The following is a 25,439-nucleotide window of genomic DNA, read 5'->3' on the forward strand; positions in this document are numbered from 1 at the left end:
CTGAATATAATACATTACAGATTGGGGAGGCGGTTACATTATGAAAAGTGAATTTGCATTTAAAATTCTCTTAGTAACGACCTGTTTATTTATCGTGTATTTGTATGCGTTTCTTGTCTTTTCTTTTTATGTTCCATATGTTGATTTAATATTGTTCTTCGGATTTATTTGGGCATTTGTTAAAGCGAGGGAAGGGGAGAAGAGTATATACCGGCGCATTACTTTGTGCGGGACGGTCCTTCTTGTTATTTTGTACTTTTTTATGATGCATGATTTTTGGAGGGGAATGTAAAAAGCATACGATTAATCGTATGCTTTTACCTCTGCCAATGATGGAAGTGAAGCGATTGCTCCGTAGTTTGTACATGTTATGGCACCTACTTTATTTGCAAAAGAGACAAACTCGGCTAAATCTGTGAATTTTTGAGGAAGCGTTTGTTCATTTTTAGAAATTTGATACAACATCGCTCCGACGAAAGCATCACCAGCACCAGTTGTATCTACTTGTTTAATAGAAATAGAAGGTACAATGATTTGAGCTTCTTTTGTCGCGAGAAGAGTACCGTCTTTTCCAAGTGTGATAGCTACAACTTTAGCCCCGTAATTTAATAATTTCAGTGCTGATTGTTGTAGATTAGTTTCTTTAGAAAGCATCGTTGCTTCTTCTTGGCTTACTTTTACGAAATGTGCGTGTTTTATAAAGGATAGGCAATCTTGAGAAAATTGTTCTACATCAGTAACAAGTGCATCTCGATAATTTGGATCAAAAGAAATAAAATGATTATTGTCTTTTGCATATTGTAATAGTTGAAAGTACGTTTCTTTTAATGGACTTGCTAATAAGGCCGTTGCCGAACCGAAATGTATTAGATCATTACTTTTTATTTTTGCTAAATTAATTTTATTAAAGGTGTATTGACCATCAGCCCCACGCATAAAAATAAAATCGCGTTCACCATCTTTATCGATAGATACGAAAGCAAGCGTTGTTTGTTTATCTTTTATGAGCATTGAAGTGTCAACATGAGCACGTTGTAAAGTTTGTTCTAGAAAATCACCAAATGGATCATTTCCTACTTGTCCCATAAATGTAGCATGTCCACCTAATTTTGTAATAGCAGCGGCAACGTTAGCTGGAGCTCCACCAGCTTTCTTTTCAAAATCTGTACCGTCTACTAAAGAAACATTGGAATTTCGGCAAACGAAATCAATTAATAATTCACCTATACAAAAAACATTTCTCATATAATCCCTCTTTTAAGTTTATATTGTGTAATTGTAAAGTTTAGTTTTGCATCTGAAAAGATTGCGATATGATGTTTCATGTCTTTTCGCGGAAATACTCTAGACGTAAAGACAGTGGAACCATCATATAAGAAGATTTCTACGATGCTATTATCTACAAATATTCTTAGGTCTATCGTATCTTGAATATCAATTTTTTTACAGCGTTCATATCCATATTCTCCGCCAAATTGGTGATGGAAGTTGCTTCGGTCTATGGAAACAGTTCCTTTTTCACGGTTAAATGTAATCGGGAAAGAATCTTCTTCATTATGGAAGAGAGAAAGGCCAAAGTTATTCGCATCATCTGTTTTAAGAGTTACAATTAATTCATATGAGCATTCATGGCCAAGGGTCGCCAGTACGTTTAATCCAGTTGATATGTCACCTGAAATCTCTTTTTTTGTTGTTCTTAGTTTTTTTAGTTCTGAAACTGGTTTTTGTTTTAATATATTATTTTCTAACGTTAGTTCTCGTGGAAGTGTTAAACAATGAGCCCACATATAATCATCAGAAGGGTATGTTATTTCGCTTGAGCCCGCCCAAGCAAATAAAAGGCGGCGTCCAGATTGATCTTCTAAAGTTTGAGGGGCATAAAAGTCGAAACCTTTATCAACTTCGTAATACGAATCAATATGGAAATATAAATTTTCAATATCGAAATTTCCGATTGCATATATGACATTATATACATTTTGAAAATTTTCCTCGTCTCTTTCAATTCCTTGAGGTGAAAAGAGCAGCACATCTTTCTTTGGAAATTGGAAATAATCTGGACATTCCCACATAAATCCGAATTCTTTTAAGTTTGTTTTGATCTCACCTTGGAAAATCCAATTGTATAGGTCTAGTGACTTATATAATAATAGTGTCCCCGTTTTATTTTCACGTTGTGCACCAAGCAACATATAGTACGTATCGTTATTTTTCCATACTTTTGGGTCACGTACATGCTTCGTATATCCATCAGGAATCATATCAATAACAGGATTATTACTATATTTAGTCATCGTATATTGAGAATCCATCGTTACCATACATTGTTTAGCATCCCGAGAATCATCAGGTTTCTTTATATTCCCTGTATATAATAAGTGAAGAATCCCATCTTTTATAATAGAGCTACCAGAATATGCGCCGTGTGACTCATAGCTTTCGGTAGGGATAATGGCTACAGGCATTCGTTCCCAGTTAATAAGATCTGTTGATTTTACATGCCCCCAATGTTTCATTCCGTGAATCGGGCCAAATGGATACCACTGATAAAAAACATGATATTCATCATTGTAGTATGATACACCGTTAGGATCATTCATTAATCCATATGGCGGATGAATATGATAAATCGGTTTCCATAAATCTTGATTTGCAATTGTATATAAAGAATTTAATTCTTCTTTATTGGATTGCAGTATTGTTTTATATTTCGACATAGGTTTTTACCTCGTTGTTATTTACTTTCTTTATATAAAATGAGAGTGGCAACAAAAGCAGTAATAACTGCAATAGCGAAGCCGATTACATAATGAATCACATTCATCATGCCAAGCGGTGCAACAATTGTAAGCATTGGAATACCTGTTAAACCGTATGCATTGGCTGCGACTTGCATCCAAACAACGTAAGCGCCTCCAATTGCGCCACCAATAGCAGCTGCAATAAATGGTTTACCAAGTTTTAAATTGACACCAAAAATAGCTGGTTCTGTAATTCCTAAAAATGCTGACGCTGCTGCTGGAATTGCGATTTCTTTCGTTTTTTTGTTTTTTGTTTTGAAATAAACTGCTAAAGTAGCTCCGCCTTGGGCGACGTTAGCCATTGACCAAATAGGGAGTAAGAAATTGACACCGATATCTTTATTAGCAAGTAAGCCAGCTTCAATAGCGTGGAAGCTATGGTGTAAGCCAGTAAGAACGATTGTTGAATATAGACCACCGAATATAAGACCAGCCACTGGTCCTGCAAACTGATAAATAGTATTTAAAAGGTACGTAATACCGTCACCGATTTTATATCCAATTGGTCCGATAATAATAAGTGATAAAAAGCCAGTTATAATAATTGTTAAGAACGGTGTAACTAATAAATCTAAAGAGTTCGGAACTCGTTTGCGGAGTTCTTTTTCAATTGTACTCATAACGTATACGCATAATAAAATAGGTAAAACAGTGCCTTGATAGCCAATCATATCAATATCCATACCGAGGAAATGTAAAACAGTTGGTTTTGCGTTTGCAAGAGTCCAAGGATTCGTTAAGTTTGGGTGAGTTAATATACCACCAATAACTGCACCTAAGAAAATATTTCCTCCAAATTCCTTGGCTGCACTAACACCGATTAAAATAGGTAAAATAACGAAAGCTGCACTTGAGAACATATCAAGTAATTGGATAAGTGGGTGATCGCCAGGAACTAATTTAAACGCTTTCAACATTCCGAGTAGTCCCATAAGTAAACCACTTGCAACGATGGCTGGAATAATTGGAACGAAAATATTGGATAACGTTTTTGCTAGGCGAGTAATCGGATTCATTTTTTTCTTAGGAAGATCGTTTGATGCCGTAGAATCAAGTTCAGTTATTCCGATTAGTTTTGAAAACTCATCATACACTTTGTTTACTACGCCAGTGCCAAAAATAATTTGGTATTGCTCATTCGTTGCGAAAGCACCTTTAACCCCATCAATGTTTTCGATTTCTGACGTGTTTATTTTTGTTTCATCTTTTAGTACAAGACGAAGGCGAGTAGCGCAATGAGTAGCGCGAATAATGTTTTCTGTTCCTCCGATGTTCTGTAAGACTTGAGCTGCAATTTGTTTCATATCCATAAAAATTCCCCCTTACTATATACTTTGAGTTTGTGGAACCGGTTCCGTTTTTGGTTAAAATAAAAAACAGGGACGTGATGTAAAAATCCTGTTTTTAAAATGTGGAACCGGTTTTAATTTTATTATAAAGCGCCTTTAAATTTTGTCAACGCTTTCTTGAATTTTTAATGTATAGCGAGAATGTAATATTTTAGGGATTGTTTTATTTTCAACAAGCTGCGAAAGGGAAGTAGCAGCAAGCTTACCAGCATACTCATAGTCAAATGCGATTGTCGTTAAGCTAGGGTGTACCATTTCAGAAATATCATATCCACCGAATCCTACTACAGATATATGATTTGGTATGGAAAGGTGATTAGAATGAATTACTTTCATGGCTCCAAGAGCGATATTATCTGTAGCGCATACGATAATAGTAGGACGGTTGTTATCTAAAATATGTTGTACTTGTTTCATCGCATCTTCTATTTTGAAAGTTGTTTCGTAGTAAGAAACGATGCAAGTAGGTTCTAAATTTTCAATGGCTTTTTGAAAACCATTTTTTCGATTTACACCAACAGAAATATCATCTTTTTCTACTCCTATATAAGCGATATGGCGGTGTCCTTGTGATAATACGTATGCTCCTAGCTCATAAGCAGCGTCAAAGTCATCGTGAACGAGGCAATATTGATTCTCATATTCTTGACCAACAAATAAAATAGGGGTAGTAGAATTAGCGATGATGTGTTTATGCTCTTTTGTTAAAGTTTTTGTTAATAAAATTATGCCAGCTACTTTTTGCTTTATAAAGTTTTCCATTGCTTGAATTTCTGTTTCAATTTTTTGATTCGCATTTGCAACAAGCATCTGATAGTTATTTTCCTGTAAAGCATTATCAATACCAATAAGTGTTTTTGTTGTAGCGAAGGAGTCTAATCGGGGGATAATAACGCCAATTAAATTTGTTGTTTTCGCTTTTAAACTTTGCGCAAATGTATTTGGAGAGAAATTCGTTTCTTGAATAATACCTTCAATTTTCTTTTTTGTTTTATTACTTACATAGCCACCATTTAAGTAACGAGAGACAGTACTTTTTGCAACCCCAGCTAATTTGGCGATATCTGCAATTGTTTTAGCCATAGTATTCCACCTTCATATTCATAAAAAACTTTTAATTTTATTATAGGGAGAATTAAAGGTTACGTAAACAAGAAGAGAAGAAGAAAAAACCACCTCACGTATATGAGGTGGAATAAGTGTTAATATTTCGGTTTAAATGTATGACAACACGTTTCTACACTCGTTGTTACAGAACTTTCAAGCGTCTCGTTTGTTAAAGTAGCGCTTGTATACGAACTGTTTTCAATTTGACCTGCTTCTTGTGCATCAGGTTGAACAACGATTGCACTTGCTTGACAAAAATTACCTTGTCCCCAAAATGAGCAATTGGAAACAGAGCATTTCACTTCTGGCATAAAACCCCCTCCTTATACATTAGTGTGGGATTTTACGCCCATTTCATGTGTAGAAGGAGTTTCCTTTTCTCGTTATTTCTTCGTTTGCTCAAGCCATTCTTTTAATTTGTCTTTCGGTTGTTCGCCGCTAATACGGCTCACTTCTTTGCCATCTTTAAAATGAATGATTGTTGGAGTACCTTTAATTTTATAGTCATCCCAAGGAGCATCTAACTTTTCAATATCCATAACTTTCATATCGATATTCAAGTCTTTAGCCATTGGTACTACAATAGGAGATAATTTTTGGCAATGAACGCAAGATGTTTGATAAAAGTATACGGTTTGTTCTTTTTTCTCTTCTAAATTCTTTTGGAGATCTGAAAGAGAAATTTTATTTGTGTAGTAGTCAGGACCGTCTGTTGGACTACTAGTAGTATTATTAAGTTTTTGACTTTGACTTGTCGATGCGTTTTTCTTTTCCATTTGTGTTATAGCAGTCAGTGCTGCAAACAAGGCGATAATAATACCGCCAAATATAAGCATTTTTTTCATTCTTTCATCTCCTTATTTGTTTTTAATTACAATAAAGCTACAAATAGCGATTGTGATAAAGCCGATAAGAGCTAAAAACGGGATTGTCACAAAGCCGAACCAATTTATGTATTCTCCCGTACAAGGTACGCGTCCGCAAGCTGCTCCTGCAGCTGATAGTGCTGAAACTTTTTGAATTGCATAATGATATAAAGAAATACAAGCACCAATACTTGCAATTGGTAAGGAATAACTAGCAATACGATAATCTTTTTTTACTACAGCAATGCCGAGCCATAAAACGAATGGATACATAAAAATACGTTGATACCAGCAAAGGACACAAGGCTCAAATTTCATGATTTCGGAAAAGTATAGGCTACCTAGCGTAGCAATAAAAGAAGCTCCCCATGCAGTAAATAAAGCATACTCTTGCTTTTTTTCTCGTCCCATATTTTATACCTCACTTATAATAGTTACATACTAAATTATAGTATGAAGTAGTACAGAAAAGAAAGAGAAAATATGTTTATCAATAAAAGTTTTGTAAAAGAAAACTTTTATTGATATAAAAATGTTCAAAAAAGCGCCATTCTCTAAGAGAGAATAGCGCTATATTTTACATTTGAATTTGCTCTACTACTTCTTCTACATGTGACTTCTGGGATGCATGGTCAATGTATTGAAATAGGAGCTGCAATTGTTTGTCAACTTCTGGTAATTCTTTACTGTATTGATAAGCGTGTAAAAAGTGTTCAATACGCTTAGAAAATAGTTGATCACTCGTTTGAACCATTAAAACGAGTAGTTTATCCCAATTACAGCAATACGTGTAATAGAGAGCTTTGTCATAGTCGTTATATGTTTGCACTGTATACCCTCCTTACTGAGGAGTTATATATAGTGTGTGACAAGCGAGGAGAAATACACTTGAAAGAATTTGTTAAGAAAAAAAGTGAATGAAAAGAAAAAAACGAGGAGTCTCCTCATTTTTTAAGCTTTTGGCATTGGCGTAGGTGTTGGTTTCCCATATCCTTCTTTGTATTTATTATCAATATAATTACGAATTTCAAGCGTTGATTTTCCTTTTTGTTTCATCGAAGCAGATTCAACTGCGATTTCTAAGCAATTTACACAAGTTGTTGCATGGGAATCCCAAACAACTTCACCATTCTTTTTGATTTCACGAATAAAGCAATTTTTATTATTTTTATGTCCTACACTTTCACCACACCCGCAGTAACAAGGAATCCAATCCAATAGTTCAGCATTTTGTCCAGCGACAGTATAGATGTCTTTCATTTGTGGATCAAGTTTGTCTAGGAAGGCCGGAAGTGTGTCGACTCCTTTTGTCTTTTCTTGAATGTCAGCTTGCTGAGTATGTGATGCATGGTCATGCTCTTCTTTTGATTCAGAAGATTTTTTTTCATTTGTACCAGTACTCCCGCATCCAGTAAGAATTAAGCTCAGTACTACAAGTAAAGAAAATACATACTTTTTCATTCGCTTGTCCCCTTTACAAATGTATTAATAAAATTGTATCAGAGATTATGGTGTGTCGGGTGAAGATTTTTTCGACTGATTTTTGAAGCGCCATCGTAGTGAATGGAATAGAAATAAGATTGGGATATAAGCGTATACAATATACAATCCAGCCTGAGATAGTACGGTATTTAATGTATTGATACTTTCGCGGTTTGTGAAAAACAAGGATGAAATAAATATAGTTGTGATAAAAAATGGCAGTGTAATGTTAAATGGTATGCGAAAAGATTTCTTAGTAATGCAACAAGAAGACCAAATTGTTAAACAAAGATTAGGCAAAATAATAAGAAACCAGATGAAAATAATTATGTATTCAAATCGCTGAATGAATGGGACTTTAATAATTTTTAGCATCGTTAAAGTAGGCCAAATGGTATGATGTAGTTGTCCTTGGCTATAGTACATGAGGGACACGATTGCTAGTACTACATATAAAATAGTTGTGAAAGCAATCCCGCCATGTGCCCATTTATGTAGTGATTTCCCCTTTTTAATAAGTGGGTAAAAGATAAGGATTGCTTCAAATCCGAGAAATTCTAATGCAGATGCTTTCGCTGAATATAGAATGTCTGCAGGTGAATGAGTAAAAATCGGTAAAATATTACGGACATGTGCGTATTTCATAGGAAAAACTAAGAAGAATAGTACGAAAATTGGTATTATGACGCCCCAAAAACACATTCCTGTTACAGAGCGGAAGCCACCTTTTATTACGTAATACGTCACGAGTAAAAATAATAATGTTAATTTCCAGGGTTTAATTGTAGGAAAGACCCATACTTGAATGACTTCGATATATGTACGAAGCACAGTAAGGCAAAATAACAGAAGATATGCAGCAAAGCACATAGACAAAAAGGTTCCAATCCATTTTCCGAAACATGTCGTATGAATGGTCATCAAATCATTGTCTTTATCTAACATTTTTAACATGCAAAACAGTACGATATGAGTTAAAACACCAGCAACAATAAGGGAAATCCAAGAATCATAACCAGCATATTGTGCAATAATTCGTTGATATCCTAACACACCTACTCCGATTTGAAGGGAGTGTAATAGAAGAAATGCGAAATAAGGGGAAACAGTATTTGTTTTATTTTGTTCAGCCATTATAGCACCTCACTATTCTCCGATACCAGATTGAACGACATTGATTTGTACGTGAACAGCAACATCTACATTAGGGTACATGTCTTGAATTTGCTTTATAGTCCATTTTCTTGAATGACTACGAATTTCTTCCCGTATCCCTATCGGATCGACCTCTTTTTCTTGGAATTGTTTTATTAATTCGTTTAAATGTTTCTCAACTGTTTTTTCTACATGTTTTTTTATGTAAGTTATGTTTTCGTTTTTCGCTAAATCAAGCCAGCTTGGAGCGCTTTTTATGAGTCCGTTTAATTTTAGTTGAATATGAACTTTCGGCATGTCACCAGTATCGGAAATGTAACAAACGCTCTTTCCAGATAAGTTTTGAGTGGCAATTAATCCTTTATGGTTACCTTGCTGTATTGGAACTTCGTAACGTCCATTTTTAGTTGGGTTAATGAGTAATTTGAATAAAAAAGATCCTTTTTTATCTGTATACATAACCACTTTATCCTTTTTAAAAAAAGCAATTCCTTTAATGGAAGCAGACTTGTCTTCTGCAACTTGAATGTAAGGAAGAAATGGATCGCAACCTGATGAATAAAAGTTATATAAGAAAATATTTAAAGCTGTCCGAGGAATTGTCTCGGTTTCTATATTTTGCTCCAGTAAATCAGACAAATATAGCGATCCATTTGTTTTGACATGTTTAAGTAGTTTTTCTGTTGAACCATCTACAAGTGCTAGCTGCACATCTCGGCCAATGTTAGGATCACGTTGTAAGTTGTTAATAACATCCCGAATTCCACGTTCGCCAAATGATTTTCCAAATAGGACAACACGCATTTGACCTACAGCGATAGTATGTGGCGATTTGGCGTTTAGGAGTGAAGAGATTGTTTCAATGGTACCAGCGGTAGTTGACTGAGTTTCTGGTTTGGATTGCACTCCTTTTGTGTAATCCGGATATAAAATCGTCCCACGGAATTTTTTATCTTTCGTTATATCGAATCCACCCACATGAATAATTCGCTGCGTATCAACTATATTCGTTTGTGTACAGCCGGATTGGAAAATTAAAATGATAATGGAAAAGCATAGTAAAATATTTTTCATTTTTCCTCACCATCGCGTTTTTCTTTCGCTTTGTTTGGATCATAGCGCCATTTCTTTTTTGGTCTCAGAAAAGAGGCGCGTTCTGCAGTTTGACTAAATGGTAAGCGCAGGAGACCTTCTGCTGTCCCTAAACCGCGAAATGGATATAAAGGTAATAAATAAGGTGATCCAAGTGATTTTAAGCGAATTAAATGAGCTAATATGAATACGAATCCTACAATGAGACCTAAGCCCCCAAATGCACCAGCTAAAAGAATAAGTGGAAATCGTAGTATCCGGATAGTAGAAGACATTTTTACAGTTGGTGTTGTAAAAGAAGCGAGTGCGGATAAAGCAACTGCAATTAATAAAATGGTACTCGTTAAAGCAGCCTGAACAGATGCTTGGCCAATTACAATCCCGCCAACGATGCCGATTGTTTGTCCAACTTTTGTAGGTAATCGTGCTCCAGCTTCACGGAGCAATTCGATTGTGATTTCTAAAAAAAGTGCTTCTAAAATGGGCGGAAAGGGTACATTAGCTCTTGAAAAAATAATCGGACCTAGTAAATCCGCAGGAATCATTTGATAGTGATACGTTAATACAGCTGTATAAATAGCTGATGAAAATAGCGAGAATGCTGCTCCGAAAAAGCGAACCATTCGAAGAAATGAGCCTGCTATCCATGGTAAATAATAATCTTCTGGAGAGACGAAGAAATCGAGTAATGTCGCTGGTCCAGCTAATGCATATGGTGAACCGTCTGTTAAAATGACAACTCCTCCATTCAATAATGCATAAACGGAGCGATCTAAACGCTCTGTAGGGAGTAAAACAGGGAAGGGAGAGTTGCTGTTATCACTAATAAACTGTTCAATCATAGTCGCATCGAAAGGGACATCAAAGTCAATGTCTTGTAGGCGCTGCATTGCAGTATTAACGTGCTGTTCATTCGTAATGCCTTCGATGTAAGCAACTACGACTTTTGTTTTTGATATAGAGCCAACTACAACTTGTTTGAAAACTAATTGCTCCGTTACAATATTCCGGCGAAGTAAGTGTATATTTGTATCAATATTTTCAACAAATCCAACTTTTGGACCGATTACACTATATTCATTTTCTGTATCGTTATATAACCGTGTACCTAAAACTGAACTCTCGGCACGAATAAGTGCATATTCAACTGCTTGAGAATCATTTTTCAGCTGTATAAGTACATACCCACTTAATAATTTTTCACGAATATCATCAATAGAAGGATTAGTGACAATCTCCTCAAGTGTGACGATATTTGCTATGTCACTTATATTTTCAATGTGATCTAATTCTCTTTTAATAGGTGTTAAAATGAATCGATTAATGAGGAGTGATTCGGCTGTAGATTTATAATAAAACAAACACAATGTTCCATCGTCTACTACGTTATAAGACACGAAATCACTGGATTCTTTCATAGTGTGGATAAACTCCGGAATAGAACAGAGTGCTTTTTTCTTCTTTTTAGATGATAAACGAAACATTGCTTCACCCCTTACATACATCATTTGCTTATGTTAGTTTTTGGGAAATGCGGGAATTTATACTTGGAAATTGAAAGTTCATAAAGAAAAGGAAGAGTATTGAATATCTCTTCCTTTTTGGCAGGCTAATTTGTTTTCTTTTCTTTAATAGACTTCACTAATTTAATCATTTCTGCCCGTATATCTTCTTTTTTAACATTTAATTTTTCCGCAATTTGTTTAATATCCATCCCATCTTTTTTCATTTTCAGTACATCATCGAGAGAAGTATTACTTTTTTGAGCGATGATTGTTAATACCGTGAGCTGACGTAAGCCTATGTTATACTCCTTCATTTTTTGTTTTAGTCCATCTGGTGTGGACTTTTGCATATTTGCTAATTCTTGCAGTAGTGCTTTTTTCGTTTCTTTATTCATATGATGCTTTTTCAATTTACTTGGATCTACACCGAAATGCTCGGCTGTTTTCTCCCAAGATTTATTTTGCTTATAGTAAGCTAAAACGTCCTTAATTTCTTTTTTACTTATTCTTGCAATGTGAGCAGCTTTCCAAATTTCATGTTTGTTATAGCCGAGTTTTTCTAATGATTGCATTTCTTCTTCTGAAACTGGCTTATTATGGTGCATGGTTACTTCTTTTGGCGTGGCAGCGGAAGCAGAAGCAGGAAAGACAGATATCCCGCACAATAATGCTGCCATAGTCATACTTACTACGATTTTCTTGTACATATAAACTCCTCCTAGATGGATAATGTGGAAAACTTTACACTTATCATTTCCATAAAATATGAAAAACTTGTGAACACACTAAGTTTTTTTATTCACAACGAGAAATTAATTTTTTAGCTGTTTTCCAACATAAAACATTGATTAATAGTGAAAAACTAGGTTATAATCGAAATTGAAAATCAATATCAATGAAAATGTTATACATATAGATGAAAATAGGGGAGAGATACATATGACTACATATACTTCCATCGCAAACGTTATTAAAGAAAGACGTTCTGTTCGTACATTTACAGATAAAGAAGTAGACAAAGAGCTATTAATTGAACTATTAAACGATGCAACATGGGCACCAAATCATAAACATCGCGAGCCATGGAATTGTAAATTATACATTGGAGAAGGCCGTCAGAAATTAGTAGACGCAGTATTAAACTCTTTCACAGAAGAAGAAAGAGCGAAACGCGGCAAAATTTTATCTGACCGTTTCTTAAGCACACCTGCACAAATCGTTGTGTACATTAATGAAGATCCGCGTCAAATTCAACGTGACGAAGATTACGCTGCAACATGTGCATTTATGCAAAACTTCCAATTACTTGCTTGGGAACGCGGCTTAGGATGTGTTTGGAAATCAGGTGGATTAAATTACAATCCACTATTTATAGAAGGAATCGGTTTAATAAGAGGTCAACGCATCGTTGGAATTCTTCACATCGGCTATTTCGATAAAGCACCAGAAGGAAAAGCTCGTACACCGATTACGGAGAAGATGGAGATTATTGAAGGTTAATTTGGGAGGCATTCTCGTTTTTGCGAGGGTGTCTTTTTATTATGCAATCAATCCTCATGAAAGCTTGTTCCTCATCATACACTTTCTTAAGGGAAAGTGTAAGGAGGGAAAATAATGAGAGCAAGTGAAGATAAAGCATTGCAATATGCGATTGCGGAAATTACGGAAATTGCGACTGGATTTGGGCTTGATTTTTATCCGATGCGTTATGAAGTATGTCCAGCGGAAATTATTTATACATTTGGTGCATATGGGATGCCGACGAGGTTTTCACATTGGAGTTTTGGAAAGCAATTTTTCAGAATGAAATTACAATACGATTTAGGACTTAGTAAAATTTATGAACTCGTTATTAACTCTGATCCATGTTACGCCTTTTTATTAGATACGAATTCTTTAATTCAAAATAAACTAATCGTGGCGCACGTTTTAGCGCACTGTGACTTCTTCAAAAATAATATTCGTTTTTCTAATACGAAACGTGATATGGTGGAGAGCATGTCAGCAACAGCTGAACGTGTGAAAGCATATGAGCATAAGTACGGAAAAGCAGAGGTAGAAACGTTCTTGGATGCAGTACTTGCCATTCAAGAACATATAGATCCATCACTTATGCGCCCGAAACTTGCATGGAGTATTGAAGATTTAGAAGAGGATGTAGAAAAGAAAAAGATATCACAGTACGATGATTTATGGAATTTAGATGATCGAAACAAAAAGAGGGAAAGACCTAATATGCATAAAAAGAAGAAAATCCCTCCGCAACCAGAAAAAGATTTACTCCTCTTTATTGAAGAATACAGCCGTGAGCTAGAAGAGTGGCAGCGCGACATATTAACGATGATGCGCGAGGAAATGTTATATTTCTGGCCGCAGCTTGAAACGAAGATCATGAATGAAGGCTGGGCTTCCTACTGGCATCAACGCATACTTCGTGAAATGGACTTAACATCTGGTGAAGCAATTGAATTTGCGAAATTAAATGCAGGTGTCGTACAGCCATCAAAAACAAGTATTAATCCATACTACCTCGGTATTAAAATGTTTGAAGATATTGAAGAACGCTATAACAATCCGACAGAAGAAATGAAGCGACGCGGTGTGAAGCCTGGTTCTGGTCGTGAGAAAATGTTTGAAGTACGGGAAATTGAATGGGACGTATCGTTCCTAAGAAACTACTTAAATAAAGAACTCATAATGAGAGAAGATATGTATTTATTCCAGCGCCAAGGTAAGGAATATAAAGTAATTGATAAAGAGTGGGAACCTGTGCGTGATCAACTCGTAAATATGCGTACAAATGGAGGTTTCCCGTACTTAGTAGTGGAAGATGGAGATTACTTAAAGAATGGGGAATTGTACATTAAACATAGCTATGAAGGAATCGAGTTAGACTTAAAATACTTAGAAAAAGTATTGCCGTATCTTCATCAGCTATGGGGAAGAACGGTGCATATGGAGTCGATTGTGGAAAGTAAGGGCGTTGTGTTTTCTTATGATGGGAAGATGGTGCATCGGAAGTATGTGTGATGGAAAGAACGGACATAGAATGCTGTGTCCGTTCTTTTTTATTTGGAACAAAGTTAAATATGCTATTCTTGAAGAAAGGGAGTTACATATAGAAATGGAGCGATTCAAGTGAGCAAAGTAGGGGTATGTCAGGTGGATATTACGCCGCCTTTAGGTATTGATTTTATTGGATACCATAGAGATACAGGAATTAATAATATTGAAGAGCAAATTTACGGGACAATCTTTGTATTTGAAAAAGATGAAGTGAAGACTGTATTTATAAGTATTGATAACATTGGAATGTTAGTAGAAGATACGAATATTATTCGTGAACAAGTAGCTAATGAGCTTCATGTACCATTTGAGCAAATAACAGTTGTTTATACGCATACTCACTCTGGGCCGGAAACAGTCGGTAATCATCCTTTAATAAAGTCGTATAAAACGATTTTATTAAATAATGTAGTGCACGGTGCTGTTACTGCAAATAACAACATGAGATCATGTGAAGCTGGATGGGGTGTTACGACAGGTGATATTGGAGTAAACCGAAGAGAGAGAACATCTGATGGAAAAGCGAAGATGGGCATAAATATAGATGGCATTGTGGATAAGCGAATTGGTATGTTAGCAATGAGAGATGCTGAAACGAAGGAGCTATCTGGGATAGTAGTATTTTGTACTGCACATCCGAATGTTTTAAAAGGTGATAGTGATGTATTATCAGCGGATTATCCTGGAATGACGAGAGAGATTCTTGAGAAGATAGTAAACTGTCCTGTTATTATCGTTCAAGGTGCTGCTGGAAATGTGAATGCGAAATACCGAGGCTCAAGGGAAGCGTTAAAACAAATGGCTTACACACTTAGTGGACATGTATTAACGATGCTACCAACAGTTACATATAGCCCAATTGTAAAATTAAGAACGATTTCGAGTACGATACAAATGAAATTGAAGGATATTCCTGAAATTGATGAGATAAGAGGAATGGCTCGATTAGCTGAGAAGCAGTGGGGTGTGAATACTGACGAGTGGCTTACTATCATTTTAAATAAGCATGAACAAAATTTTCGGCAGTTAAGTATTGATTTAGAAATTCAATTGTTTCAAATTAATGACGGGATGTTCTCTGGTATACCGATGGAACCTTTTTCAGAAACTGCTTTAGAAATGAAAGAGTGTCTTCAAAATGAACTGGCTTTCTTTTGTGGATATACGAATGGATATATTGGTTATTTACCAAGCAAAGAGGAATATGCATATGGTGGGTATGAAGTGGAATTAAATCCTGTTGTGTATGGGCCGGTAACGAGGTTGCTAATGCCGCCAGAGGAGAATACAGCAGAGTTGATCATGCAGAGAGTTATGGAATTATATAATGCATAAAATATGGATATCTCATATATTTAGCACAAAGTTTAAAGCAATCAATGATTTTAATAAAACTGTAGAAAACAAATCCATTTTGAAAAAGACTAATCAAAATGGATTCGTTTTTTATATGGAGTTTTTATTTACCAAACAGGTCGTATGCTCGATGATAATTTCCCTGTATTTTCTTTAGTAACAAATGTTGTTAAATCTTCTTTAAGCATTTGCATTCGTTCTGCACCTATGTTTTCAATCCATCGCTGTTCTATTTCAGCTACTATTTCTTCTTTTACTTTCATTACTGACAAACCACGTTCGGTTAGAACGATGATTTTACCTCTTTTATCAGTAGGATGAGTTTGGCGCGTGACATAACCACTGTTCTCCAGAGAATCTACCATTTTACTTATGGCTTGTTTTGAAACCCCTAAATATTCAGCTAGTTCTATACCTGTTGCTCCATTAGGAAGGATGCGTTTGAACATAAAACCATGCGCTGGTCTAATATCTTCAAATCCCAATTCACTTAATCTGTCATGTAGTTCAGTAATTAATGTACTGAAAGATAATGATAAAAGTGATGTCAGGTCTAATTCATTAAATGTTTGATGATCCATGTATATAACCTCCTCACTTATAGTCAATCAAATTGACTATAAGTGAAATCTATTGTACTATACAGGATATAGTCAATCAAATTGACTATATGATAGTGATAGAACAAATAATGATTTATCTAAATAAAATCAATGAATTATGGAGGTTTCACATGGTTAATATCGTTAAAATTAGAGGAAGTGTATTTGCACCGTATGCTTCGCTGAAACCTATTCAGGATCCTGCAACAGGAAGAGTGTTTGAATATGCCGGAGATGCACGTGAGTTTACACCATACGCTGTGAACACAAAGCGTTCAAGATTAGAACAAGAAGTGAATATTGATTTTTATAAAAGAGAAATTTTCACATATACAGATGCTTGTATCGTTACTGTGAAAATTACAAATCCAGATGGCTCAATTGAGTATCAAAAAGGAGAAACAAGTACAGAAAACATTGCATGTACAAATATTGTATGGGGTGAAGATGAAGTTTCATTTGAAATGAGAGCAAGTGCAAGTAATCCGTTAAACGCGGCAGCACCTGCAGCTGATTATTTTTTGACTATACGATTTAATGAAAGTGGTACTGTGCATGTTGAAGGTGTACATGATGGTTTCCCTTGCTATGAATTTTATAAACAAATAGACTTTGGTTCATTTGAATTAATATATACACATGATTTCAGGGAAACGGATGATACCCCAGCAGCACTAGCTGGAGAAATGGAATATAGCTTTAAAACGAAAATCTAGATATAAATATAGCGCTATTTTTTAGAAGGAAGTAGCAAACGTAAAAGAGAAAGCTATTGGTTCTGGGACCGAAATTGTGGTCTATTTTATTCAATAGTATGCAGTATATAAAATTAGAATTATAGGGGTGTTTCTTATGACGAATATCGTTAAAATTAGAGCTAGTGTATTTATTCCAATGTCTTGGACGGAACCGAGTAAGGATGTACAAACAGGGAGAGTAATACAATTCGAAGGTGATTCACGTGAATTTACACCACATGCGGTAAATACTATGCGCTCTAGAGTTGAGCAAGAGGTAGTAGTAGATTTTTATAAAGAAGAAGTGTTTTCATATGCAAACACGGGTATTACGACAGAGAAGATTACAAATCCAGATGGTTCTGTGAATAAAAGAACAGGAAAAGCGAGTACTGAAAATATTGTGTGTACTCATATTGCATGGAATTCTGATGGTGTACAATTCAAAATGAGTGCAAGCGCTAGTAATCCGTTAAATGTGTATGCACCACCTGTAGATTATTTATTAACTGTATGTGTGAACAAGGATGGTAGTATCGATATTCAAGGAGAGCATGATGGATTCCCTTGTTATGAATTTTATAAACAAGTAGATTTCGGTTCATTTGAACAAATTTATACACATGATTTTAGAGAAACTGGTGATACAGCTGAAGCTTTAGGTGGAGAGATGGATTATAGTTTTACAAAGAGATTATAGGAAGTAGGATAATGGAACGAGTGATTACTTCATTAGAAAAGGAAATGAATTAGTTGGACTACAATGCAGTATAGTTGAGAAATGCAAAAGCCAATAAAATCAGTGGCTTTTGCATTTTTGCTATACCTCAGAAGGTTTCAAAAAAACAAACCACTTTACAATATACCCTTGAGGGTATATGATATTATACAAAGTTACAAAGTAATGTATAATATAGTTATAATTACGGAGGTGTTCTACAGTGGAATATAATCAAGATATGAAAAATAGATTGAAACGTATTGAAGGTCAAGTTCGTGGTGTGCTTCGCATGATGGAAGAGGGAAAAGATTGCCGAGATGTTATTACACAGTTAACTGCATCCCGTTCTGCGCTAGATCGTACAATTGGACTCGTTGTTGGAACAAATTTAGAGCAATGTTTGCGCGAGCAGTTTGAAAAAGGTAATGGCTCAAATGAAGAGTTAATTAAAGAAGCTGTTCAATTACTAGTAAAAAGCCGATAATCTGTCAAACATATGTGTTGACAGATTTTCAAAAACATTTTATTATACCCATGCGGGTATATGCATATAAGTTATGGAGGAATTGATTATGAGTATAAAAGTGGATATGAGTTTAGATTGTAAAGGTTTGGCTTGCCCGATGCCGATTGTGAAGACGAAGAAGGCGATGGAAGGATTGGCATCAGGACAAGTAGTTGAAATTGAGGCAACAGATAAAGGATCTACAGTAGATATACAAAGTTGGGCGAGTAAAGTGGGGCATCAATATATCGGGACGAAACACGAGGGCGATATATTGATGCATTATGTGAGGAAAGCACATGAGCATGAAGTGAATGAAGTTGTGAAATATCCTCATACAATTACGAATGTAGAATTACAGGATATATTATCTTGCGGAGAAGAGTGCATCGTACTAGATGTTCGCGAAGCAGCGGAATTTGCTTTTGGTCATATTCCATCCGCTATTTCGGTGCCACTAGGTGAACTAGACAGTGCATCGTTAGATCAGACGAAGCAAATTTATGTTGTTTGCCGAACTGGTAACCGTAGTGATATAGCGTGTCAAACGTTGAAAGAAAAAGGTTTTTCAAACGTGAAAAATGTCATTCCAGGTATGTTAGAGTGGCAAGGGAATATAGAGAAGTAAATTTTTAAAAATTAAAATATACCATGGGGGGTAAAAAATGAGTGTTAAACCGTTACAAGCAAAAGATATAGCAGAGAAAGTTTTATTTGGAGAGTTGTTTATTTTAGATGTTCGGAATGAAGCGGATTATGAAGAATGGAAAATTGAAGGGAAACAAATTTCTTCAATGAATAAACCGTATTTTGATTTATTAGATGGTGTAGAACATATTGTAGATGAATTACCGAGGGAGAAAGAGATTTTAGTTGTATGTGCGAAAGAGGGTTCTTCTCAGTTTGTCGCAGAGCAATTGCTAGATGAGGGTTTCAATAATATTTATTATTTAGCTGGCGGTATGAAAGCTTGGAGTGAGTATGTGAAGCCGGTAAAGGTAGGGGATGTACAGGGCGGGGGAAGTATATATCAATTTAATCGTCTTGGAAAAGGATGCTTATCTTATATGGTAGTTTCAAACGGTGAAGCAGCAGTCATTGATGCGGTGAGAACGATTGAAGCATACGAAGATTTTGCAAAAGAACATGGAGTTACTATTACTAACGTAATGGATACACATCTACATGCAGATCATATTTCTGGTGGGCATAAGTTGGCTGAAAAAGTCAGTGGTACGTATTGGTTACCTCCAAAAGATGCGGAGGAAGTTGTTTTCTCTTACGAACCGCTAGTAGAAGGCACTGTTATTACGGTAGGGGGTACCCTAATTAATATTGATGCACTATACTCACCAGGGCATACGATTGGAAGTACATCCTTTATTATCGATGAGACGTATTTATTATCAGGTGATATTTTATTTGTAGATTCAATTGGTCGTCCCGATCTTGCTGGGAAGGCGGAAGACTGGGTAGGGGATTTACGAAATACTTTATATAAGCGATATAAGGAATTATCTCAAGAGTTAATTGTTTTACCAGCTCATTATTCAAAAATAAGTGAAATTGATGAAAATGGGATTGTAAGTGCTAATTTAAAACAATTGTTTGAAGTGAATGCAGGATTAAATATTAAAGATGAGGATGAATTCCGTAAAATTGTAACGGAGAATTTACCACCGCAGCCGAATGCTTATGAAGAAATTCGTCAAACGAATATGGGGAAAATCCATCCGAGTGTGGAAGAAGAGCGTGAAATGGAGATTGGTCCAAATCGCTGTGCAGTTCATGAATAATGATATAAACAAAAAATGGAGGTATAGATGATGAATGTAAAACAAGTATTAGATGCGAAAGGTTTAGCATGTCCGATGCCGATTGTAAGAACGAAGAGAGCGATGGATACTTTACAATCTGGAGATGTGTTAGAAGTACATGTAACGGATAAAGGGTCGGTAAAGGATATTACAGCATGGTCAAAAACAGGCGGTCATGAAATAGTAAAGCATAATATAGAAGACGATGTGCTGAAATTTTGGATTAAGAAGGCATAGGGAAGAACTAGTTTTGTAAAGGCGGAGAGGGTGGTTATATGAATACAATATTTAGTACGCTTTTCATTGTACTTGCTGCATGGTTTGTTATTTCACGTTTTTTACCGGTGAAAGGTGTTCAAAATATAAATGGAAAAGAATTAAAGAGTATAGCGGGAAAAAAGGGAAAACAATTTATCGATGTTCGTACAGTAGGTGAATATAGAGGAAATCATATGAAGGGATTTCAGAATATCCCGCTAAATGAGTTAGCTAGTAAAGTAAATCAGTTAGATAAAAATAAGGAAGTAATAGTTATTTGTCAGAGCGGGGTGAGAAGTAAACAAGCAGCAAAAGTATTAAAGAAATTAGGATTTCAGCGCGTTATAAATGTTTCAGGCGGTATGAACGCTTTGTAAGGGGAAAGTAGTATCGGTGTAGCTAGATAATTTGAGCCTTTTTACAACTTTTAAAATACCCCTATAGGTAATTAGGAGGAGAACAACATGGAACAACAGAAGAAAACGACGATTGTTTTATTTAGTGGAGATTATGATAAAGCGATGGCAGCTTACATTATTGCGAATGGTGCAGCCGCGTACGATCAAGAGGTGACTATTTTTCATACTTTCTGGGGTTTAAATGCCCTTAGGAAAGATGAGCATGTGAAAGTAAAGAAAACGTTTATAGAGAAAGTGTTTGGGAAAATGATGCCGCGCGGCGCTGATAAGATGGGATTATCAAAAATGAATTTTGCTGGTATGGGGCCAAAAATGATTAAAGGTATTATGAAAAAACATAACGCAATGCCTTTGCCAGATTTAATTGATATGGCGAAAGAACAGGGAGTTAAGCTTGTAGCTTGTCAAATGACAGTAGATTTATTAGGGTTAAAAGAGGAAGAGATTATGGAAGGGGTAGAGTTTGCAGGAGTAGGTGCATATTTAGCAGATGCTTCGGATGGGAATGTGAATTTATTTATTTAAATCACCTTCTTTTTAGAAGGCAGGGGATACAATATGAGTTTAACAGTACTACTTTTTATTATTGGGTTTATAGGTTCGTTTATTTCAGGAATGGTTGGGATTGGCGGTGCAATTATTAATTATCCGATGATCTTATACATTCCAGTATTGCTAGGATTTGCTGGATATACATCACATGAGGTGAGTGGTATTACAGCGATTCAAGTATTCTTTGCAACTTTTGCAGGCGCGTGGGCGTACAGGAAAAGTAACGATATGGATAAAACGTTAGTTGTGTATATGGGAGCTAGTATATTAATAGGAAGCTTTGTAGGTAGCCTTAGCGCGAATTTATTAAATGAGCATGCTGTAAACATTGTTTACACATTATTAGCTACTATTGCGGCTATTATGATGTTTATACCAAAGCGAAGCGATCGTAAGGGATCAGAGGGAATTATGTACAATAAATGGCTAGCTAGTTTGCTAGCGTTTAGTGTAGGAAGTGTTTCCGGCATTATTGGGGCCGGTGGTGCATTTCTTTTAGTCCCGATTATGCTAGTTGTTTTAAAACTACCGATACGTACGACAATAGCAACATCTATCGCTATTACTTTTATTTCCTCGATAGGAATTACTACTGGGAAAGTGATTACTGGACAAATAGTTGTTATTCCGGCTCTTATCGTTGCGATAGCAAGTTTATTTGCCGCTCCTCTTGGGGTGAGAGTAGGGAAGAGAGTGAATCAAAAAGTTTTGCAATATGTATTATCTATTTTAATTGTAGGAACTGCGATAAAGATGTGGATTGATATGATATTGAAGTAAAAGGATGGTGCTGCTTGCAGCCCATCCTTTTATTTTATGCCCAAATAACTTTCATTAAGTTCTTATATTCATCGTTTGCCAGTTTATATAGCATTCTCGTATGTTCAAAGACAAGTGCAGGATTAAAGTTTGGTTCTGAGAATGCAAGAGATGTTGAAATATCAATTGCATTTTGTTTGTTTAGCGTGAATTTTGCAAATCGATAAGATGTGTTTAATTCATTGATGACATGTAAAATGTCATTTTTTGATGTTGAATCAGGTACAAGAGCAACATTGAAGCAGTATATATCCACAGCAGGATGTTCGTTTTGGAAAGCAGCGATAAGTTGAATTTTTGCGCCAGCTTCTGTTTCTAATCCTACTGAGAAATGTACAGAACCATCATTTTCATCTATATTTTCTTCCATGTATATATCGTTTGATTTTAAGTACTCTTTAAAATCTGAAATGTTATGTTTTACTGCAGCTTTCATATGTGTGAGCCCCCTGATAATTGGAATAGATTACTATTATTTATTATAATTTAAAAATATTAAAAAAGATAGTTGGAAAGTTCTGATTTTTAATTTTGAAAGAATTAAAAAGAAGCAGTGCTCTACCTCCATAGAGCACTGCTTCACTTTATTCATTGTCATTAGACGATGTTTCTGTATCTTCACTGTTATTCTTATTTTGAGTTTCATCGTTACTTGATTCGCGTTCACTCGTATTTTCAGACTTAGATTCTTTTGTTTTCTCTGAGCTTGTTTTTTTTGAATCAGAATCAGATTTTGTATAGGCAGGTAGTCCAAGGTGACTACGAAGTTCGTTTGTAACATTAGCTAATTCTTTTTTATCTGGATTGTAGTAGTAAGTTCGGCCACCACCAGGAGACTTACTACATGTATCATCACCTTTTGCCATGTAACAATCTTCACCTTCAATTTGTAATTTCTCAATTGAAGAATCTGCTCCATATTTATAGAATGAAAGCATATCGTCGAATGTTAAGTTTGTAACGAATTGTCCGTTAATATCATCAATGATGTTACCAACTTTTGTTACGGATCCAACGCTTGTTAGTTTCTTTAAAATGGCTTCGATAACGAGTTGCTGACGTTGTCCACGCATCGCATCACTATCAATGTGTCGTGTTCTAGCCAGAGCAAGAGCCTCTTCGCCATTTAACTTTTGAACACCTTTTTGCAGGTGAATTGCCTCAGCATTATCATTGCTATCTTGCTCAGTAAATTCAACTGGTACATCAACTTCAATACCGCCTAGGTCATCGACGATTTTTATAAATGATTTAAAGTTAAATTTTACAAAGTAATCGACGGGAACATTCATTAATTTTTCAACTGCATCAATACTAGCTTGTGGTCCACCATCTTTTCCGTTTTTAGTAGAACCAAATGCATGAGCGTGTGTAATTTTATCTTTTTTCTTTTCCACTGGAATATAAGTATATGTGTCTCGTGGAATACTTAATAGCTTTACAGTTTTGCTATCTTTATTAAAGGTTGCAAGTAATAATGCATCCGTTCTTATAGCTTCACCATATTCTTTCCCGCGGACATCACTTTCATCAACACCCATTATTAAAACAGATACATTATTCGTAATAGGTTTTACAGCTTTATCACGTAAATCAGATTTATCACCGCGCGCTAAATCGTGAGCGGCATTTCGAATAGCAGAAGATGCTTTATTTACTAAAAACCAAGTATAACCGCCACCTACTATTAAAACTAATAGAATAACGCTTATAATAATTTTGGTTTTTTTCTTACTATTTTTCGGTTTACTTCGTGTATTTTCTTGCAAAGGTGGGTTTTGCTCCATTTCTTGTACTCCTTCATTTGGATTGAAATACGACACTCATATCCACTTATTATAATGAAATTTAGCGAAAAAAAACATTACAAATCATTTACATTCCGTAAAAATTCAATTTATTTATAAAAAGTCAGATTTTCTATATTTTATTTTAAAGATGTAGAACAAGTATAAGGTGTTTTAGTAGAAATGAAAATATGTATTGTGAGAAAGTGATAGAGAAGTAAGATTTGTTGAAATATAGCCAAGAAGAAGCGATTCGATTTATATGCATTTCTTATATAATAAAGAAGGATTTTACGGATGAAGGAGAGAGAGCATAATGAATTATACATCATTCCGAGCGATGGTCGTGAAAGAAAAGGAAAATAATCAATTTGAAAGAACCTTTGTTGAGAGAGAAGTAAATAGTTTACCTGAAGGGGACGTAGTAATACGTGTTCATTATTCTTCATTAAATTATAAAGATGCCCTTTCAGCTACTGGTAATAAAGGTGTAACGAGAACATATCCTCATACACCTGGAATCGATGCAGCGGGAGAGGTTGTTAGTAGTGGAAATAACGCCTTTCAGGAAGGCGATCAAGTTATTGTAACTGGATATGATTTAGGTATGAATACTTCTGGTGGTTTCGGGGAATATATTCGCGTGCCATCATCTTGGGTCGTTCCCTTACCAAAAGAAATGTCTTTGAAGGAAAGTATGATGTACGGGACAGCAGGTTTTACGGCTGCCTTATCGGTATATAAGCTTATTAGAGCGGGAATTACGCCTAATATGGGAGATGTTTTAGTGACTGGTGCTACGGGTGGAGTAGGTAGTGTAGCAGTTAGCATTTTAGCGAAGCTAGGATATAACGTAGTAGGATCAACTGGGAAAATGGAAGAAGAACAGATGCTACTACGTCTAGGAGCGAAACAAGTTATTCATCGTGAAGAATTGAATGATAAGTCCGGGAGACCGATGTTGAAGAGTGTATACGCAGGTGTTGTCGATACAGCAGGTGGAAACATGTTAGAAAGTTCTTTAAAGGTAGTTAAGTATGGAGGCTGTGTAACAACGTGTGGTAACGTAGCAGGGCATGAATTAAATACAACTGTATACCCATTCATATTGCGAGGGATTAGCCTTTTAGGAATAGATTCAGTTCAATGTCCAGTAGATATGAGAAGAGAAGTGTGGGCATTGCTAGCCGGTGAGTGGAAAAATTCAGAGCTATTATCTTATACAGAAGAATGTACATTAAAAGAATTAGATGAGAAGTTTGCACTTATACTGCAAGGAAAGTTAAAAGGAAGAACGGTTGTAAAGATGAAATGAAAAAAGAGACGCTCAAATTAATCTGTACCCTTTGTAAAGGACATTTTGAAAAAAGTTAGGCAACATCAAGAAGATGATTTCTGTATCCAACAGGAGTCATCTTTTTTAAATTCCATTGATATCTATAA

30 protein-coding genes and 1 pseudogene are annotated in these 25,439 nt (G+C 35.5%); 14 read left to right on the forward strand and 17 right to left on the reverse strand.

The genetic code is table 11. The features are described 5' to 3' along the window. The first annotated feature begins 40 nt into the window (after positions 1-40). On the forward strand, positions 41-292 hold the full coding sequence (locus MR071_RS21310; RefSeq protein WP_242237872.1) for a hypothetical protein: 252 nt from the start codon (positions 41-43) through the stop codon (positions 290-292). An 11-nt stretch (positions 293-303) separates the two neighbouring features. Here MR071_RS21310 and MR071_RS21315 read toward each other — a convergent pair whose 3' ends face one another. The 13 genes from MR071_RS21315 to MR071_RS21375 all read right to left on the reverse strand — a co-directional run bounded on the left by MR071_RS21315 (position 304) and on the right by MR071_RS21375 (position 12,064). Further along, positions 304-1,245 (reverse strand): carbohydrate kinase family protein, encoded by a 942-nt coding sequence (locus MR071_RS21315; protein WP_242237876.1) that lies wholly within the window; start codon positions 1,243-1,245, stop codon positions 304-306. After that, on the reverse strand, positions 1,242-2,717 hold the full coding sequence (locus MR071_RS21320; RefSeq protein ID WP_242237878.1) for a glycoside hydrolase family 32 protein: 1,476 nt from the start codon (positions 2,715-2,717) through the stop codon (positions 1,242-1,244). Before MR071_RS21320 ends, MR071_RS21315 begins: the two co-directional genes overlap by 4 nt. A 17-nt stretch (positions 2,718-2,734) precedes the next feature. Beyond that, the gene (locus MR071_RS21325) at positions 2,735-4,111 is read right to left on the reverse strand and encodes a sucrose-specific PTS transporter subunit IIBC (RefSeq protein ID WP_078178473.1); all 1,377 of its coding nucleotides are present in this window, start codon (positions 4,109-4,111) and stop codon (positions 2,735-2,737) included. Between the two features lie 135 nt (positions 4,112-4,246). Continuing rightward, positions 4,247-5,233 (reverse strand): LacI family DNA-binding transcriptional regulator, encoded by a 987-nt coding sequence (locus tag MR071_RS21330; protein ID WP_242237880.1) that lies wholly within the window; start codon positions 5,231-5,233, stop codon positions 4,247-4,249. Between the two features lie 119 nt (positions 5,234-5,352). Continuing rightward, positions 5,353-5,568 (reverse strand): DUF1540 domain-containing protein, encoded by a 216-nt coding sequence (locus MR071_RS21335; RefSeq protein ID WP_002010693.1) that lies wholly within the window; start codon positions 5,566-5,568, stop codon positions 5,353-5,355. 72 nt (positions 5,569-5,640) lie between these two features. Then, entirely contained in the window at positions 5,641-6,102 is a 462-nt protein-coding gene (locus tag MR071_RS21340) for a thioredoxin family protein (RefSeq protein ID WP_242237882.1), read from the reverse strand. Between the two features lie 12 nt (positions 6,103-6,114). Then, positions 6,115-6,534, reverse strand: a complete 420-nt coding sequence (locus tag MR071_RS21345) for a disulfide formation protein C (protein WP_002116351.1) — start codon at positions 6,532-6,534, stop codon at positions 6,115-6,117. A 166-nt stretch (positions 6,535-6,700) separates the two neighbouring features. Continuing rightward, positions 6,701-6,952: a YhdB family protein gene (locus MR071_RS21350; protein ID WP_105585828.1), complete on the reverse strand. Its 252-nt coding sequence runs from the start codon at positions 6,950-6,952 to the stop codon at positions 6,701-6,703. 122 nt (positions 6,953-7,074) lie between these two features. Next, positions 7,075-7,584: a PCYCGC motif-containing (lipo)protein gene (locus MR071_RS21355; RefSeq protein WP_002186740.1), complete on the reverse strand. Its 510-nt coding sequence runs from the start codon at positions 7,582-7,584 to the stop codon at positions 7,075-7,077. A 45-nt stretch (positions 7,585-7,629) separates the two neighbouring features. Beyond that, positions 7,630-8,739: a GerAB/ArcD/ProY family transporter gene (locus MR071_RS21360; protein ID WP_242237884.1), complete on the reverse strand. Its 1,110-nt coding sequence runs from the start codon at positions 8,737-8,739 to the stop codon at positions 7,630-7,632. Between the two features lie 12 nt (positions 8,740-8,751). Then, positions 8,752-9,834: a spore germination protein GerYC gene (gene gerYC / locus MR071_RS21365; RefSeq protein ID WP_242237886.1), complete on the reverse strand. Its 1,083-nt coding sequence runs from the start codon at positions 9,832-9,834 to the stop codon at positions 8,752-8,754. Beyond that, positions 9,831-11,336, reverse strand: coding sequence for a spore germination protein (locus MR071_RS21370; RefSeq protein ID WP_242237888.1), 1,506 nt, complete (start codon positions 11,334-11,336; stop codon positions 9,831-9,833). The genes gerYC and MR071_RS21370 overlap by 4 nt, the downstream gene beginning before the upstream one ends. A 125-nt stretch (positions 11,337-11,461) precedes the next feature. Next, entirely contained in the window at positions 11,462-12,064 is a 603-nt protein-coding gene (locus tag MR071_RS21375; RefSeq protein ID WP_242237890.1) for a hypothetical protein, read from the reverse strand. A 232-nt stretch (positions 12,065-12,296) separates the two neighbouring features. Between MR071_RS21375 and MR071_RS21380 the strand changes: the two genes are divergently transcribed. The 3 genes and pseudogenes from MR071_RS21380 (at position 12,297) to MR071_RS21390 (ending at position 15,758) form a co-directional block, all read left to right on the forward strand. Next, positions 12,297-12,857 carry a nitroreductase family protein gene (locus tag MR071_RS21380; protein WP_242237892.1) on the forward strand — a complete coding sequence of 187 codons (561 nt, stop codon included), beginning with the start codon at positions 12,297-12,299 and terminating at the stop codon, positions 12,855-12,857. A gap of 114 nt (positions 12,858-12,971) precedes the next feature. Then, the gene (spoVR, locus tag MR071_RS21385; RefSeq protein ID WP_242237894.1) at positions 12,972-14,387 is read left to right on the forward strand and encodes a stage V sporulation protein SpoVR; all 1,416 of its coding nucleotides are present in this window, start codon (positions 12,972-12,974) and stop codon (positions 14,385-14,387) included. 19 nt (positions 14,388-14,406) lie between these two features. Next, positions 14,407-15,758 (forward strand): annotated as a pseudogene (locus tag MR071_RS21390) (neutral/alkaline non-lysosomal ceramidase N-terminal domain-containing protein). A 128-nt stretch (positions 15,759-15,886) separates the two neighbouring features. Here MR071_RS21390 and MR071_RS21395 read toward each other — a convergent pair. Then, the gene (locus MR071_RS21395; RefSeq protein WP_242237899.1) at positions 15,887-16,360 is read right to left on the reverse strand and encodes a MarR family winged helix-turn-helix transcriptional regulator; all 474 of its coding nucleotides are present in this window, start codon (positions 16,358-16,360) and stop codon (positions 15,887-15,889) included. 152 nt (positions 16,361-16,512) lie between these two features. On the opposite strand from MR071_RS21395, the gene MR071_RS21400 reads away from it, so the two are divergent. The 9 genes from MR071_RS21400 (at position 16,513) to MR071_RS21440 (ending at position 22,170) form a co-directional block, all read left to right on the forward strand. Next, positions 16,513-17,097, forward strand: a complete 585-nt coding sequence (locus tag MR071_RS21400; protein ID WP_242237902.1) for a DUF3238 domain-containing protein — start codon at positions 16,513-16,515, stop codon at positions 17,095-17,097. 136 nt (positions 17,098-17,233) lie between these two features. Next, positions 17,234-17,818 carry a DUF3238 domain-containing protein gene (locus MR071_RS21405; protein WP_105585819.1) on the forward strand — a complete coding sequence of 195 codons (585 nt, stop codon included), beginning with the start codon at positions 17,234-17,236 and terminating at the stop codon, positions 17,816-17,818. A gap of 241 nt (positions 17,819-18,059) precedes the next feature. After that, positions 18,060-18,323: a metal-sensitive transcriptional regulator gene (locus MR071_RS21410; protein WP_002159198.1), complete on the forward strand. Its 264-nt coding sequence runs from the start codon at positions 18,060-18,062 to the stop codon at positions 18,321-18,323. 73 nt (positions 18,324-18,396) lie between these two features. Further along, a complete protein-coding gene (locus MR071_RS21415) occupies positions 18,397-18,972 on the forward strand; it encodes a sulfurtransferase TusA family protein (RefSeq protein WP_242237903.1) in 576 nt (191 codons plus the stop codon). 37 nt (positions 18,973-19,009) lie between these two features. Next, a complete protein-coding gene (locus MR071_RS21420) occupies positions 19,010-20,140 on the forward strand; it encodes an MBL fold metallo-hydrolase (RefSeq protein WP_242237905.1) in 1,131 nt (376 codons plus the stop codon). 27 nt (positions 20,141-20,167) lie between these two features. Continuing rightward, on the forward strand, positions 20,168-20,398 hold the full coding sequence (locus MR071_RS21425) for a sulfurtransferase TusA family protein (RefSeq protein ID WP_242237908.1): 231 nt from the start codon (positions 20,168-20,170) through the stop codon (positions 20,396-20,398). 38 nt (positions 20,399-20,436) lie between these two features. Then, entirely contained in the window at positions 20,437-20,796 is a 360-nt protein-coding gene (locus MR071_RS21430) for a rhodanese-like domain-containing protein (protein ID WP_105585814.1), read from the forward strand. 87 nt (positions 20,797-20,883) lie between these two features. Continuing rightward, positions 20,884-21,363, forward strand: a complete 480-nt coding sequence (locus MR071_RS21435; RefSeq protein ID WP_105585813.1) for a DsrE/DsrF/DrsH-like family protein — start codon at positions 20,884-20,886, stop codon at positions 21,361-21,363. Between the two features lie 33 nt (positions 21,364-21,396). Then, a complete protein-coding gene (locus MR071_RS21440; RefSeq protein WP_242237909.1) occupies positions 21,397-22,170 on the forward strand; it encodes a sulfite exporter TauE/SafE family protein in 774 nt (257 codons plus the stop codon). A gap of 34 nt (positions 22,171-22,204) precedes the next feature. Here the strand turns inward: MR071_RS21440 and MR071_RS21445 are convergent, their stop codons facing one another. Both MR071_RS21445 and MR071_RS21450 read right to left on the reverse strand, forming a co-directional pair. Continuing rightward, a complete protein-coding gene (locus tag MR071_RS21445) occupies positions 22,205-22,645 on the reverse strand; it encodes a hypothetical protein (protein WP_060750000.1) in 441 nt (146 codons plus the stop codon). A gap of 148 nt (positions 22,646-22,793) precedes the next feature. Beyond that, positions 22,794-23,996: an LCP family protein gene (locus MR071_RS21450; RefSeq protein WP_242237911.1), complete on the reverse strand. Its 1,203-nt coding sequence runs from the start codon at positions 23,994-23,996 to the stop codon at positions 22,794-22,796. A gap of 316 nt (positions 23,997-24,312) precedes the next feature. On the opposite strand from MR071_RS21450, the gene MR071_RS21455 reads away from it, so the two are divergent. Then, positions 24,313-25,311, forward strand: coding sequence for a YhdH/YhfP family quinone oxidoreductase (locus MR071_RS21455; RefSeq protein ID WP_242237913.1), 999 nt, complete (start codon positions 24,313-24,315; stop codon positions 25,309-25,311). Between the two features lie 55 nt (positions 25,312-25,366). Here MR071_RS21455 and MR071_RS25850 read toward each other — a convergent pair. Continuing rightward, the coding region (locus tag MR071_RS25850) for an IS3 family transposase (RefSeq protein WP_325782561.1) at positions 25,367-25,439 on the reverse strand (73 nt) is incomplete at its 5' end.

Origin of the sequence: Bacillus cereus group sp. BfR-BA-01316 (genome assembly GCF_022664195.1) — a bacterium.
Taxonomy (GTDB): Bacteria; Bacillota; Bacilli; order Bacillales; family Bacillaceae_G; genus Bacillus_A.

What these genes read in the sequence shown, in the direction of transcription:
- MR071_RS21450 (WP_242237911.1), bottom strand. Translation starts at nt 23,996, where the DNA reads ATGGAGCAAAACCCACCTTTGCAAGAAAATACACGAAGTAAACCGAAA.
- MR071_RS21345 (WP_002116351.1), bottom strand. Translation starts at nt 6,534, where the DNA reads ATGGGACGAGAAAAAAAGCAAGAGTATGCTTTATTTACTGCATGGGGA.
- spoVR (WP_242237894.1), top strand. Translation starts at nt 12,972, where the DNA reads ATGAGAGCAAGTGAAGATAAAGCATTGCAATATGCGATTGCGGAAATT.
- MR071_RS21415 (WP_242237903.1), top strand. Translation starts at nt 18,397, where the DNA reads ATGGAGGAATTGATTATGAGTATAAAAGTGGATATGAGTTTAGATTGT.
- MR071_RS21315 (WP_242237876.1), bottom strand. Translation starts at nt 1,245, where the DNA reads ATGAGAAATGTTTTTTGTATAGGTGAATTATTAATTGATTTCGTTTGC.
- MR071_RS21375 (WP_242237890.1), bottom strand. Translation starts at nt 12,064, where the DNA reads ATGTACAAGAAAATCGTAGTAAGTATGACTATGGCAGCATTATTGTGC.
- MR071_RS21440 (WP_242237909.1), top strand. Translation starts at nt 21,397, where the DNA reads ATGAGTTTAACAGTACTACTTTTTATTATTGGGTTTATAGGTTCGTTT.
- MR071_RS21435 (WP_105585813.1), top strand. Translation starts at nt 20,884, where the DNA reads ATGGAACAACAGAAGAAAACGACGATTGTTTTATTTAGTGGAGATTAT.
- MR071_RS21330 (WP_242237880.1), bottom strand. Translation starts at nt 5,233, where the DNA reads ATGGCTAAAACAATTGCAGATATCGCCAAATTAGCTGGGGTTGCAAAA.
- MR071_RS21310 (WP_242237872.1), top strand. Translation starts at nt 41, where the DNA reads ATGAAAAGTGAATTTGCATTTAAAATTCTCTTAGTAACGACCTGTTTA.
- MR071_RS21340 (WP_242237882.1), bottom strand. Translation starts at nt 6,102, where the DNA reads ATGAAAAAAATGCTTATATTTGGCGGTATTATTATCGCCTTGTTTGCA.
- MR071_RS21355 (WP_002186740.1), bottom strand. Translation starts at nt 7,584, where the DNA reads ATGAAAAAGTATGTATTTTCTTTACTTGTAGTACTGAGCTTAATTCTT.
- MR071_RS21395 (WP_242237899.1), bottom strand. Translation starts at nt 16,360, where the DNA reads ATGGATCATCAAACATTTAATGAATTAGACCTGACATCACTTTTATCA.
- MR071_RS21370 (WP_242237888.1), bottom strand. Translation starts at nt 11,336, where the DNA reads ATGTTTCGTTTATCATCTAAAAAGAAGAAAAAAGCACTCTGTTCTATT.
- MR071_RS21430 (WP_105585814.1), top strand. Translation starts at nt 20,437, where the DNA reads ATGAATACAATATTTAGTACGCTTTTCATTGTACTTGCTGCATGGTTT.
- MR071_RS21325 (WP_078178473.1), bottom strand. Translation starts at nt 4,111, where the DNA reads ATGGATATGAAACAAATTGCAGCTCAAGTCTTACAGAACATCGGAGGA.
- MR071_RS21455 (WP_242237913.1), top strand. Translation starts at nt 24,313, where the DNA reads ATGAATTATACATCATTCCGAGCGATGGTCGTGAAAGAAAAGGAAAAT.
- MR071_RS21420 (WP_242237905.1), top strand. Translation starts at nt 19,010, where the DNA reads ATGAGTGTTAAACCGTTACAAGCAAAAGATATAGCAGAGAAAGTTTTA.
- MR071_RS21335 (WP_002010693.1), bottom strand. Translation starts at nt 5,568, where the DNA reads ATGCCAGAAGTGAAATGCTCTGTTTCCAATTGCTCATTTTGGGGACAA.
- MR071_RS21405 (WP_105585819.1), top strand. Translation starts at nt 17,234, where the DNA reads ATGACGAATATCGTTAAAATTAGAGCTAGTGTATTTATTCCAATGTCT.
- MR071_RS21320 (WP_242237878.1), bottom strand. Translation starts at nt 2,717, where the DNA reads ATGTCGAAATATAAAACAATACTGCAATCCAATAAAGAAGAATTAAAT.
- MR071_RS21445 (WP_060750000.1), bottom strand. Translation starts at nt 22,645, where the DNA reads ATGAAAGCTGCAGTAAAACATAACATTTCAGATTTTAAAGAGTACTTA.
- MR071_RS21425 (WP_242237908.1), top strand. Translation starts at nt 20,168, where the DNA reads ATGATGAATGTAAAACAAGTATTAGATGCGAAAGGTTTAGCATGTCCG.
- MR071_RS21360 (WP_242237884.1), bottom strand. Translation starts at nt 8,739, where the DNA reads ATGGCTGAACAAAATAAAACAAATACTGTTTCCCCTTATTTCGCATTT.
- MR071_RS21380 (WP_242237892.1), top strand. Translation starts at nt 12,297, where the DNA reads ATGACTACATATACTTCCATCGCAAACGTTATTAAAGAAAGACGTTCT.
- gerYC (WP_242237886.1), bottom strand. Translation starts at nt 9,834, where the DNA reads ATGAAAAATATTTTACTATGCTTTTCCATTATCATTTTAATTTTCCAA.
- MR071_RS21400 (WP_242237902.1), top strand. Translation starts at nt 16,513, where the DNA reads ATGGTTAATATCGTTAAAATTAGAGGAAGTGTATTTGCACCGTATGCT.